Below are 8,901 nucleotides of genomic sequence, written 5' to 3'. Positions count from 1 at the left end.
CTTCGAAAAATTAATTTTTCGAAGCGTTTTTTTTTACAATTTTTCGAGCTTGAAAAATTATTTTTTCGACGTAGTAAAAACAGTTTCATAACTTCGCGCTTCATTTTAAATTGAAAAAATAAATGTTACGGACACACACTTGCGGAGAAATTACTAAAAATAATATTGGGGAAACGGTTACGCTTTGCGGATGGCTGCATAAATCGCGCGATTTGGGCGGTATGACATTTATTGATTTACGTGATCGTTACGGCATTACGCAATTGGTTTTTAATATGGAAACGCATGCAGAATTGTGCGAAAAAGCGCGCAAATTAGGTCGTGAATATGTGTTGAAAGTATGCGGAAAAATTTCGGAAAGAAGCAATAAAAATTTGAAAATCCCGACAGGCGAAATTGAACTGATTGTGGAACAATTGGATGTATTAAATGTCTCGCAAACGCCTCCTTTCACGATTGAAGATAATACCGATGGCGGCGACGATATTCGGATGAAATACCGTTATTTAGATTTACGCAGGACGCCTGTTCGTGAGGCTTTGGAGCTGCGTCATCGCATTGCGATTGAAACCAGAAATTACTTAGATAAAGAAAGATTTTTAGAGGTAGAAACGCCTGTTTTAATTAAATCAACACCCGAAGGCGCACGCGATTTTGTAGTACCTTCGCGCATGAATCCGGGCGAATTTTACGCGCTGCCACAATCTCCGCAAACCTTTAAACAATTGCTGATGGTAAGCGGTTTCGACCGTTATTATCAAATCGTAAAATGTTTTCGTGACGAAGATTTACGCGCCGATCGTCAGCCTGAATTTACGCAAATAGACTGTGAAATGGCCTTTGTAGAGCAAGAAGATATTTTGCAAATGTTTGAAGGATTGACACGTCATTTATTTAAAGCGGTTAAAAACGTTGATATCCCTACACTTTCGCGCATGACTTACGCAGATGCAATGAAATTTTATGGCAACGACAAACCAGATATTCGTTTTGAAATGAAGTTTGTAGAACTGAACGAAGTGGTGAAAGGCAAAGGCTTTAAAGTGTTTGACGATGCCGAATTGGTGGTCGGAATTTGTGTTCAAGGCGCCGCAGAATACACGCGCAAACAATTGGACGAACTCACCGAATTTGTAAAACGTCCGCAAGTGGGTGCAAGCGGATTGGTATACGCACGCTGCAATGCAGACGGAACGATAAAATCTTCTGTAGATAAATTTTACAACGAAACTGAATTAAAAATTTGGGCAGAAACGCTTCACGCGAAAGCGGGAGATTTAATTTTAGTACTTGCCGGAGAAAAAAATAAAGCGCGTAAGGCCTTATCGGAATTGCGTTTGGAGATGGGCACGCGTATGGGATTGCGCGATAAAAATAAATTTTCATGTCATTGGGTTATTGATTTTCCCTTACTCGAATGGAACGAAGAAAACAAACGTTGGCACGCGATGCACCATCCTTTTACTTCGCCAAAACCGGAGGATATTCACTTGTTGGAAAAAGATCCGGGAGCTGTTCGTGCCAACGCTTACGACATGGTTATTAACGGAGTTGAAATTGGTGGCGGTTCTATTCGAATTCATAATAAAGAGTTGCAGGCTGCGATGTTCGACAAACTTGGTTTTAGCAAAGAAGATGCGCAAGCGCAATTTGGTTTTTTGATGAATGCTTTTGAATTTGGTGCACCTCCGCATGGCGGACTTGCTTTCGGTTTCGACAGACTTTGTTCGCTTTTTGGAGGTTCGGATTCGATTCGTGATTACATTGCTTTTCCGAAAAATAATTCGGGCAGAGATGTAATGATTGATTCGCCTTCCACTATTTCGGATGAACAATTAAAGGAGTTAAATTTGACAGTGAAAAAATAATTTTTCTGATGTTTTTTTGTCTTGAAATTTGAGCTTCAAAAAAATAATTTTTCGAATTCTATTTTTATTTTTCTTAATTATAATTGTATGAAAAAACTTTTTTTTGGATTCGCTTTATTAGCGATAATCGGATTTTCTTCTTGCGGAAATTCAAATACGGTTGACAAAAAGCCAATTTCGGATAGCATTGTAAAACCAGTTGCAAAATCGGTTACGGATTCTTTGTTGAACCTCGCCAATCAAACGGTTAAAAGCGATTCGTTGAGTACAAAAAACGCTTCCGCAGATTCTTTAAAAGCGAAAAAAACAAAGTAAAATAGTTTTGTCTTTTTGAAAAATTATTTTTCGGAAGCTTTAAAACGCTCTACTTGCACACCAAATTTTTTCAGAAAATCAACACCTTCGTCACTCGGAATGCCTTTGTATTCCGCATAGGAATCGCGATAAATCACTTTGCTGATGCCAGTCGAAAAAATAATTCTGGCGCAGGCAATACATGGCGAAAGCGTGATGTAAAGTGTAGAACCTTCTAACGAAGATTTATTTTTAGAAGCGTATAAAATTGCATTTTGTTCCGCGTGAAGCGCCAAAGAGCAACTTCCTTTGCTATCTCTCGGACAACCTTTTTCGGGCCATACTTCATCGCAATTGTAAGTTCCAGCAGGCGGACCGTTGTATCCCAAAGAAATAATGCGCGTATCTTTTGCCAATACTGCGCCCACACTTATTTTTACGCAATGCGATCTTTTAGCCAGATTGACCGCCAAATCCATGTAAATATCATCAAAACTCGGTTTTATCATAGCGACAAAAGTAGAGAAAAAAGTATCAAAAAAATACTCTTCATTTATTCCTATTTTTGCTGTTCTTATTTTTTGCTTTACCTTCGAGATTTTAAAAAAATAATTTTTCAGACGCGTTTTTATGTGGGCTTTTGCAGCTAAACTTGTTTTAAGAAATCGTTGGAAATTTTTATCGGTCATTGCACTGATAACGGTTTTTATGGCGTTTAAAGCAACGCACGTGCAGCTTACGTACGAGTTTGCACAACTTTTACCTGAAAGCGACAGCGCCAGCATTCAATACGAAAATTTTAAAAAACGATTTGGATTAGACGGAAACGTGATGGTGATTGGGATGCAGGAAGATAGCCTGTATCGCTTAAATGAATTTAACGATTGGTGCGCGCTAAGTAATTCCATCAAAAATATAAAAGGTGTTCAAGAAGTGGTCTCGGTTGGACGTTTGTATAACCTCACTAAAAATGATTCGCTCGGAAAATTTGAATTTAAACCGCTCATCAAAAAATTACCTGAAACTCAAAAACAATTAGACAGTTTAAAAATTGCCATTCATAGATTGCCTTTTTACAACGGATTTATTTTCAATGAAAAAACGCATTCCACCTTAATGGCAATTACGTTTGAAAATAAAGATTTAAATACTCGAAACCGCATTGCCATTGTTGATTCTATTAAATTACAAGTAGTTCAATTCAGTAAAAAATATAAAACAGGCGTTCATTATTCGGGAATGCCTTATATCCGCACAATGATTTCGCGAAAAATTGCGAGTGAAATGGTTTTGTTTCTGGGGCTCGCTGTTTTAGTTACTGCTATTATTTTATTCTTATTTTTTCGATCCTTTTTGCCTGTAATATTTTCTTTATTAGTCGTATTAATAGGTGTTATTTGGTCGGTGGGAACAATGGTTTTGCTGGGGTATAAAATTACCGCTTTATCTGGATTAATTCCACCATTAATAATTGTTATCGGCGTTCCGAATTGCATTTTATTACTCAATAAATACCATACGGAATACCGCTTACACGGTAATCAAGCCTTGGCGCTTTCGCGGATGATTGAAAAAATAGGCGTGTCTTTGTTTTTTGCAAATATCACTACAGCCATTGGTTTTGCTGTATTTTGCTTTACGCGAACACAAATTTTGTATGAATTCGGATTGGTTTCTGCACTCAATGTAATTGTAGCCTATTTTATTTCGCTTACGCTGATTCCGATTGTTTTCAGCTTTCTAAAGCCGCCTTCCGTAAAAAACACGGATCATTTGAAAGGAAAAAATATTTCGTTTATTCTACAAAAAGTAGATTACATAGTGCATCACCATCGCCCAACAATTTACATAAGCGTGGTTGCGATTATTATTGTTTCCTTTATCGGTTTGGAAAAAATAAAAGCCATCGGTTATGTGGTGGATGATTTGCCGAAAAAAGATCCAATTTATTTGGACATGCGCTATTTCGAAAAAAACTTTGACGGCGTACTTCCCTTTGAAATCAGTATTGATACAGGAAAACCAAACGGCGTTTTTGCGGATAATGGTCGCACACTTTATAAAATAGAAATGCTGCAAAGGCTTTTTGCAAAATATCCTGAATTTTCCAAACCAATGTCGATTATTGAGGGAATTAAATTTTCGTATCAAGCGTTAAAAGATGGCAATCCGAAATTTTATCGATTACCCGGAGCGCTTGATTTGGCGAATATTTCGAGCTACGCTTCGGATGCAAAATCAAAACAAAATTCCTTTAAAGCATTTATTGATAGTACCAAAAGATACACGCGCGTGAGCATTCAAATGGCGGATGTCGGTTCCGTAAAAATGAAAGAATTGGTGAACGAATTGCAACCAAAAATTGATACCATTTTTAATTACGATCACTATTCAAAAAAATGGACGTCGCCTCCAAATGCTTATAAAATAGGACTTACAGGCAATAGTTTAATCTTTTTAAAAGGAAATGATTTTCTGGTAAAAAATTTAATTGAAAGTGTTTTCTTGGCGATTTTTCTCATCACCTTAGTGATGTTTACACTTTTTATGTCGGTGCGCATGGTGATTATTTCCGTAGTGCCAAGTTTAATTCCTTTGCTGATAACGGCAGGATTGATGGGCTTTTTCCATATTCATTTAAAACAAAGTACCATTTTAATTTTCAGTATTGCCTTCGGAATTGCTTCGGATGGAAACATGTATTTCCTCACCAAATACCGACAAGAATTTAAAAATAATCATCACAGTATTTCCAAAACAGTATCACACACTATCCGCGAAACGGGCGTTAGCATGGTGTATACGGCAATTATTCTTTTTTGCGGATTCGCTATTTTCACCGCATCGAGTTTTGAAGGCACTGCCGCATTGGGCATTTTAATTTCAGTTACGTTATTGATAGCGTATTGCTCCAATTTAATTTTATTGCCTTGTTTTTTATTGACACTCGAAAAAAGATTGACTACAAAAGCCTTTTTATCAGAACCGCTGATTCAAATCTACGACGAGGAAGAAGACATTGACCTCGACCATTTAGAAATAGAAAAGGCGGGCGAAAAATAATTTTTTGGATTTGTTTTTTAATAGATCTTTAGGTCTTCAAAAAAATATTTTTTCAAACACGGTTTTAGGCTTTCTTTTCGTTTTGAAACAAAAGAAAAAGAAAAAAATTGTTGAATTAAAAGAAATACCTATCTTTGTCCTCCATTTATTAAAAACGAGTACTATGTATTTAACAACAGAAATAAAAAGAGATATTTTTAAAAAGCACGGAAAAGCTGCTGCTAACACAGGTTCGGCAGAAGGACAAATTGCTTTATTTACGCACCGTATCATTCATTTGACACAACATTTACAAAAAAATAAAAAGGACTTTGGTACACAAAGAGCCTTGATTTCTTTGGTAGGAAAAAGAAGAAGTTTGTTGGATCACCTCAAGAAAACTGAAATTGAGAAATATCGTTCTGTTATCAAAGAACTTGATATCCGGAAATAATGTATAAATTTCGATAAAACACGAAAGGCATTCCGTTAGCGGGATGCTTTTTCTGTTTTAAAAGGAATGTAAATAAGCTCTAAAATTCGCTTCCGAAAAAATAATTTTTCAAACTCTTTTACCAGTATAATTCAACAAATAAGTTAAACGATGAAAACAATAAATTAAATTTTAAAAAAGATGTCAAAAACAGCAATTACAAAAACAATGGATTTGGGTGATGGAAGAACCATTACTCTTGAAACCGGAAAGCTTGCCAAGCAAGCAAATGGATCGGTAGTTTTACGCATGGGCAATACCATGTTGCTCGCAACTGTGGTTTCAAACAAAGATGCAAAACCAGATGTTGATTTTTTACCACTTTCCGTGGATTATCAAGAAAAATATGCCGCAGATGGAAGATTCCCCGGTGGGTTTTTTAAACGTGAAGCACGACTTTCAGAATATGAAATATTAATTTCCAGATTGGTAGATAGAGCATTGCGTCCGCTTTTCCCGGATGATTATCACGCAGATACACAAGTATTAATTTCATTGATTTCCTTAGACAAAGAAGTGTTACCGGATTGCCTTGCAGGATTTGCCGCTTCAGCAGCTATTTGTATTTCGGATATTCCGTTTAACGGACCGATTTCTGAAGTACGTGTGGCGCGCATCGACGGTAAATTTGTGGTGAATCCAACTCGTACGGAATTGGCAAAAGCAGATATGGATATAATAGTCGCTGCTTCTGAAAAAGACGTAAATATGGTGGAAGGCGAAATGAAAGAATGCTCCGAAGCTGAAATGTTGGAAGCCATTAAAATTGCTCACGATGCCATTAAAAAACAATGTAAATTACAGAAAGAATTAGCACAAGCAGTAAACGCGGATAAAAAACGCGAATATTGCCACGAACAAAATGATGCAGACTTGAAAGCTGCTATCCATAAAGCTTGTTACGATAAAGTTTATGCTGTTGCAAAATCAGGAAACGCAAACAAAAGTGAACGCAAAGTTCTTTTTGAAGCGATTAAAACTGAATTTGTAGCAACACTTTCTGACGAAGAAAAAACAGCTAAAAAGTTTTTAATCAATAAATATTTTCACGATACCGAAAAAGACGGTGTTCGCGCTTCAGTATTGACGGAAAGAACTCGTTTGGACGGACGTAAATTGGATCAAATTCGCCCGATTTGGTCGGAAGTTGATTATTTACCAACGGCGCACGGTTCCGCGATTTTCACCAGAGGTGAAACGCAATCATTGACTACCGTTACGTTGGGTACAAAATTAGATACTCAAATTATTGATGGTGTTGTGTATGAAGGAACTTCTAAGTTTTTACTTCATTACAATTTCCCGCCATTCTCAACAGGAGAAGTAAAACCGATGAGAGGAACTGGAAGAAGAGAAGTTGGTCATGGAAACCTTGCTTTGAGAGCTTTAAAACCAATGTTGCCGGATGAAAACCCATATACAATTCGTGTGGTTTCTGATATTTTAGAATCCAATGGTTCGTCTTCAATGGCGACTGTTTGCGCAGGAACACTTGCGTTGATGGATGCTGGAGTTCAATTGAAAAAGCCAGTTGCTGGAATTGCAATGGGCTTAATCAGCGACAGCAAAACAGGAAAATATGCTATTCTTTCTGATATCTTAGGAGACGAAGATCATTTGGGAGATATGGATTTTAAAGTAACTGGAACAAAAGACGGAATTACGGCTTGTCAGATGGATATTAAAGTGGACGGACTATCGTACGAAGTGTTGGAAAAAGCCTTGGAACAAGCGAAAGCTGGACGTTTACACATTTTAGGAGAATTGGCAAAAACCATTCAACAACCGCGCGAAGATTACAAACCACACGCACCGCGCATCGTAAAATTAAAAATTCCGAAAGAATTTATTGGAGCGATTATCGGACCTGGAGGAAAAGTAATTCAAGAAATGCAGCGCGAAACCGAGACAATTATTGTGATTGTAGAAGAAGGTGAATTTGGAATTGTAGACATCGTATCTGATAACAAAGAAAACATTGATAGAGCGGTGGCAAAAATTAAAGCGATTGCTTCTGTTCCTGAAGTAGGCGAAATTTACGAAGGAAAAGTAAAATCAATTTTAGCATTTGGTGCATTCGTTGAGTTTATGCCAAGCAAAGATGGTTTGTTACACATTTCGGAAGTTGAATGGAGAAGACTCGATTCGATGGAAGGAATTTTAAAAGAAGGCGATATCGTAAAAGTAAAATTAATCGGCGTAGACCCGAAAACAGGAAAATTCAAACTTTCCAGAAAAGCACTTTTACCGAAACCGGAAAAAATGGAACAGGCATAAATTGCTGTTCAAAAAATTAATTTTTTAGTCCTCGAAAAAATATTTTTTCGAGGACTTTTTTTTGCCTTGAAAAGAATATTTTTTCAATCCTTTTTCTATTGTGTTGAAAATAAATAGATTAAATTATTGTTTTGTGCTTTCTTTTTTTATACTTTTAATCTGTCTTGAAAAAATAATTTTTCAATCCTCATTAATTTGAAACATTTTTTACTCAGTATTCTTTTTATTTTTTGTTCTCTCTTTTCTATTGCTGAAAGTGGAAAAGATACGCATATCTATACGCGCCCAGGTTTTCTGAAATTTACGGAAAACAAAAATCAATGGCAAGATAATATTTTGTATCAATCTGATTTTTGGGGTGGACGGCTGTTTCTCGAAAAAAAATGTTTCACTTACGTTTTTTATCAGCCGAATATGTTTGAATTATTGCATCCGCACGCAACTAAAAAAGATGTTGCAACAGATCCAAGTCAAATGGTATTAAAATTTCAGGCGGTGAAAATTAATTTTTTGAATGCCGATTCCGCCGCTCGTGCGAGTGGAAATGATACCTGTGCGGATTACTCGAATTATTTTATTGGCAAGGACAAAAGTAAATGGGCAGCGCACGTCAGGTCGTATCATACTATTGAGTATCAAAACATTTATTCGAATATCAATTTAAAAGTATATAGCGAAACGAACAATGTGAAATATGATTTTATTTTGAATAAAGATGCCGATGTAAATTTGATACAAATGCAAGTAAATGGTGCAGATGGCTTGTATTTAGAGAATCATGATTTGGTAATAAAAACGTCTGTTGGTGATATCGTTCAACAAAAACCATTTGCCTATCAAATTATTGATGGAACTGTTAAAAAAATTGCGTGTGAATTTACCTTGAAAAACAAAGTGTTGGGCTTCAAAATACAACAGTCGTACAAT

At 36.4% G+C, this 8,901-nt stretch carries 7 protein-coding genes; 6 read left to right on the top strand and 1 reads right to left on the bottom strand.

Annotated features, from left to right (window positions below; translation table 11 throughout):
* The first annotated feature begins 122 nt into the window (after positions 1 to 122).
* On the top strand, positions 123 to 1,868 hold the full coding sequence (gene aspS, locus ABIZ51_03175; GenBank protein MEO7087780.1) for an aspartate--tRNA ligase: 1,746 nt from the start codon (positions 123 to 125) through the stop codon (positions 1,866 to 1,868).
* A gap of 87 nt (positions 1,869 to 1,955) precedes the next feature.
* On the top strand, positions 1,956 to 2,183 hold the full coding sequence (locus tag ABIZ51_03170; protein MEO7087779.1) for a hypothetical protein: 228 nt from the start codon (positions 1,956 to 1,958) through the stop codon (positions 2,181 to 2,183).
* A gap of 23 nt (positions 2,184 to 2,206) precedes the next feature.
* Here ABIZ51_03170 and ABIZ51_03165 read toward each other — a convergent pair whose 3' ends face one another.
* Positions 2,207 to 2,671: a dCMP deaminase family protein gene (locus ABIZ51_03165; GenBank protein MEO7087778.1), complete on the bottom strand. Its 465-nt coding sequence runs from the start codon at positions 2,669 to 2,671 to the stop codon at positions 2,207 to 2,209.
* Positions 2,672 to 2,792: 121 nt separating this feature from the next.
* On the opposite strand from ABIZ51_03165, the gene ABIZ51_03160 reads away from it, so the two are divergent.
* The 4 genes from ABIZ51_03160 to ABIZ51_03145 form a co-directional block, all read left to right on the top strand.
* Positions 2,793 to 5,225, top strand: coding sequence for an MMPL family transporter (locus ABIZ51_03160; protein MEO7087777.1), 2,433 nt, complete (start codon positions 2,793 to 2,795; stop codon positions 5,223 to 5,225).
* A gap of 163 nt (positions 5,226 to 5,388) precedes the next feature.
* Complete coding sequence (gene rpsO / locus ABIZ51_03155; protein ID MEO7087776.1) at positions 5,389 to 5,658, top strand: 30S ribosomal protein S15; 270 nt, start codon at positions 5,389 to 5,391, stop codon at positions 5,656 to 5,658.
* A 180-nt stretch (positions 5,659 to 5,838) separates the two neighbouring features.
* Positions 5,839 to 7,974, top strand: coding sequence for a polyribonucleotide nucleotidyltransferase (locus tag ABIZ51_03150; GenBank protein ID MEO7087775.1), 2,136 nt, complete (start codon positions 5,839 to 5,841; stop codon positions 7,972 to 7,974).
* 195 nt (positions 7,975 to 8,169) lie between these two features.
* On the top strand, positions 8,170 to 8,901 hold a 732-nt coding region (locus tag ABIZ51_03145), incomplete at its 3' end, for a hypothetical protein (GenBank protein MEO7087774.1).

This window comes from Bacteroidia bacterium (assembly GCA_039924845.1).
GTDB lineage: Bacteria > Bacteroidota > Bacteroidia > DATLTG01 > DATLTG01 > DATLTG01.
This window is presented reverse-complemented; position numbering and strand designations above follow the sequence as displayed.